At 29.4% G+C, this 3280-nt stretch carries 5 protein-coding genes; 3 read left to right on the top strand and 2 right to left on the bottom strand.

From position 1 onward, the window contains the following. Positions 1–774 (bottom strand): hypothetical protein (locus tag ACR2JI_RS11115; RefSeq protein ID WP_526390131.1); only part of this gene is annotated, 774 nt, incomplete at its 3' end. Between the two features lie 36 nt (positions 775–810). Here ACR2JI_RS11115 and ACR2JI_RS11110 point away from each other — a divergent pair. Beyond that, entirely contained in the window at positions 811–2097 is a 1287-nt protein-coding gene (locus tag ACR2JI_RS11110) for an AAA family ATPase (RefSeq protein WP_526390130.1), read from the top strand. Here the strand turns inward: ACR2JI_RS11110 and ACR2JI_RS11105 are convergent. After that, a complete protein-coding gene (locus tag ACR2JI_RS11105; RefSeq protein WP_526390129.1) occupies positions 2094–2426 on the bottom strand; it encodes a hypothetical protein in 333 nt (110 codons plus the stop codon). The genes ACR2JI_RS11110 and ACR2JI_RS11105 overlap by 4 nt on opposite strands. Before the next feature lie 28 nt (positions 2427–2454). On the opposite strand from ACR2JI_RS11105, the gene ACR2JI_RS11100 reads away from it, so the two are divergent. Continuing rightward, positions 2455–2931 (top strand): hypothetical protein, encoded by a 477-nt coding sequence (locus ACR2JI_RS11100; RefSeq protein WP_526390128.1) that lies wholly within the window; start codon positions 2455–2457, stop codon positions 2929–2931. Continuing rightward, positions 2928–3280: hypothetical protein (locus tag ACR2JI_RS11095; RefSeq protein ID WP_526390127.1), on the top strand; the 353-nt coding region annotated here is incomplete at its 3' end. The genes ACR2JI_RS11100 and ACR2JI_RS11095, both read left to right, overlap by 4 nt.

Here is a 3280-nt window from a genome sequence, read left to right as displayed (position 1 = left end):
GATATGAGCATCTTGTTTGTTGAACAATCTCAAATACATTTGGAAAGACCAGAAAGCATCTAAGTAAAAGTCTTGTTCAACTTCTTTCATTGATTCGGAATTTTGAAACAATTGTTTGTGTTGGTCAGATGTTAAATTAATAACACGGTCAGAGTTAGCATAACGAACTAAGTTCTTAAAAGCATCAAACTTACGATGATTGATTTGAGGAATTTCTTCTTTATCACCAAGGATAATCTGGCGTAGTTTAGAAAATTGAATACGATGTCCTACTAATGATTGCAGTGATTCAATTTGCTCATCGAATGTTTCACCATTCAAACCAACTGAAGCATCTTCTGCGGCTTGTGTAACACCTGTTAGATGTTTCTTATTCATACCGACATTGTTCATTCCAATGGTATAGAATTTATCTGACTTCAGACCAGCATTGAAACTCAAGCGTCTTGATTTATCTGTTGAGTTTAGAATATAAAAAGACTTGTGGAACTCTATACCACCAATCTCTACACCATCAGAAACAAGTGTAAGTGATTGTTGACCTCTTGTCAATCTAAAATTATATTTAGTAATAGTGAAGTTCTTCTCAATAAGTTCAATCTTATCTTTTAGATACTTAACAATATCAAATATCTCATATCGATTAGAGACATTTGATGTGTTTATAACACGGTTATCAAATTTAGTGACAACCTGACTTCCAACTTTCTCAATAGATATTTTATCGATTGTGTTGAATAGTTCGGTTTTGTTATAGTTTCTGTAGCCTTTCATATATAAAATTGTTTCTACAAAGATAGGAAACTTTACTTGAAAAACAAAATGGTTATTGAAAATTTAATATATAAAAAGATGAAAGTTATTAACAATTTTGGTGGTTTTATAAATGAAGAGTATTCTAAGAATGATCCTATTCCTGAAATTAACAGAATGTCTGATAAATTAGGTATTGTTTTACTCGGTCTACCTGGTTCCGGTAAATCTACATTCGCCAAAAGATTCATAGTTCCTCACAATCCAAATATTAAAACATTCTCAACGGATGATGTTTCTTATCTTTTCACAAAAGATAAATCTAAGTTTCATGTTGGTTCATCTGAATTAAATATCAAGTCATTAAAGTATTACATAAAAAGTGGTCAAAACTTTATTTATGATACAACGGGTTCAAATGATATTGGTGTATTTGAAGTTACAAAAGAAGCTCATAAGTATGGATATAAGATAATGTTTATCTTGATATTAATTGATGTAGATACTGCAAAGAATCAAAATAAAAAAAGAGGTATGACTGGCGGTCACCTAGCAGACGATGATTATATTGATTTTGTTTATTCAAGACAATTACAAACTACAAAGTCTTATCTTAAATATGTTAAACCGGATGCTTTCTACGTTGTTCTCAATAAAGATGGTAATTATAAATACTATAAGTTTGATGGTAAAGAACTAAAGAAAAGAAAAGTAGATAAATATGTTTCTTTCTTAAAGGAGTCACATACTTCAGAAAATGAAGTTGATAAGATAGTTGATACTATGTTAGACTTTATTGATGAAGGAGAGAAAATAAGATTTAAATCTGCCACTGGTGATATGACATATTCAGATTATCTTGAAAAAAATATAAGATATCAAAATTTCAAACCGGTTCTTGTATCTAAAAATAAAACAGTTAGTAAGTTTAGTATTGTTTATTCACCTAAAGATGCCACTTATAATAACTTAATGGTTATATTAGAAAATATGCAATCTGCAATAGGTAGATTAGGAGATGATGGTTGGACTTTATCTGGTTTCGAAGTTAATAAAGTATTTAGTATATTTTTTGAATTTAGTAAGCCAAGTATTCAACATGATAACTTTGAACTACCCGACGAAGTTGATTTAAGATATGAAATTGAAAAATTAGGATTCAGAGTTGAAAGACTAACAGTTGGTGATTCTGAAACAGAATTAGAATTTGGTTCTTATGCTTATGATGGTGAACTACCATCTGAAGAAAGTTGTGAAGATAAATTTCAAAGAATCTGTGATATCTTTGGATTTAGTTCATTTGATTTAGACTATAGAAGAGCTAAATTAATATTTGAATATTAAGAATAAAGATAGTGTTCATACTTTTCTTCATCACTCAAATCAATACTCATCGTAACTTCTTTTAATGGTGTCACAAATGTAACCACAACTGTTGATAAATAATCTGTTTCAATACCTTCTAATAATTCATTAAGTAAAATTTCTCTTTCATCTTCTTTATCTAATTTCAATCCAGTATCAATTACTAAATTAATTTTCCAAGGCAATCTTTTAATAGTGAAAGCTATAACAGATATCTTATAAACATTAGGTTGTCTTATTTGTCTCTTAAAGGTAAAAAGAGCAAATACTACAACTCTCACAATATAATTGTGGTAGATTTCATTCATGTCAAGTTTCATATTTAATATATATTATATGATTAAGCTTTGGTCAACTTTTAATGAAAACTCTGATAGTACTAAAGAAATTATTTCAAGTAAGTTTCTTGAAGTAAGAGAATTATTTTTAGACTTTGAAGATGTGGGTATTATCTCATACTCTATGGTATCATCTGATTTTGAAAGAGGTGGTCGAGCTCACCATAGAAGGGGCTATATTAGTTTCGATCCAAAAGTAGGTGATATAAATAGATTTTTAGATTTTCAATTACCAACTCTTACTGTAACATCAAAGAAATTAGAAAAGGTTTGTATTATTGTTGATATTAAACTACCAGGAGAATCAAATGAATTCGGATCTACTGTAATTGGTAATGAAGGTATTAAATTATTTGATGATATGTTAACTGCTAACTCAAGACTAACAGAAGCTGGTTATGATGTTAAGATGGATTTGAATGGTAGTCACGGACAGTACAAACCTGTAAAATTCTTAATCTATTTTAATTTATGAAACATATAAAATCATATAAACTATTTGAAGCACACGGTGTAGCAGAAGCTACTCTGGTTTATAATCAATTCCTATTAGACGAGTTCAATAAGTATTGTGATGCTGCTTTAGAATCTGGTGAAGAAGATTACTCACAAACAGTAGAGTACACTCAAGAAGATTTGACTCAATTTATTCAAAGTCAACTTTGGTTCAAGTATCCTATCTCATCAATGAGTGTTACATACACACTTAAAACAATGACTGATGAAGATTTTGTTAAAAGATTTCCAACATCAAAGAAAAAGTATGTAGGTACAGGTGCTTGTTATAATATTGGTGAAGAAGGTGGTTCACAAATCAAACCAGC

Source organism: Mycobacterium sp. (genome assembly GCF_051006775.1).
In the GTDB taxonomy this organism is placed as follows: Bacteria; Actinomycetota; Actinomycetes; order Mycobacteriales; family Mycobacteriaceae; genus Mycobacterium.
This window is presented reverse-complemented; position numbering and strand designations above follow the sequence as displayed.

Bases quoted from the DNA above. Each gene is read 5' to 3' on its own strand.
- ACR2JI_RS11105 (WP_526390129.1), bottom strand. From the start codon at position 2,426: ATGAATGAAATCTACCACAATTATATTGTGAGAGTTGTAGTATTTGCT.
- ACR2JI_RS11100 (WP_526390128.1), top strand. From the start codon at position 2,455: ATGATTAAGCTTTGGTCAACTTTTAATGAAAACTCTGATAGTACTAAA.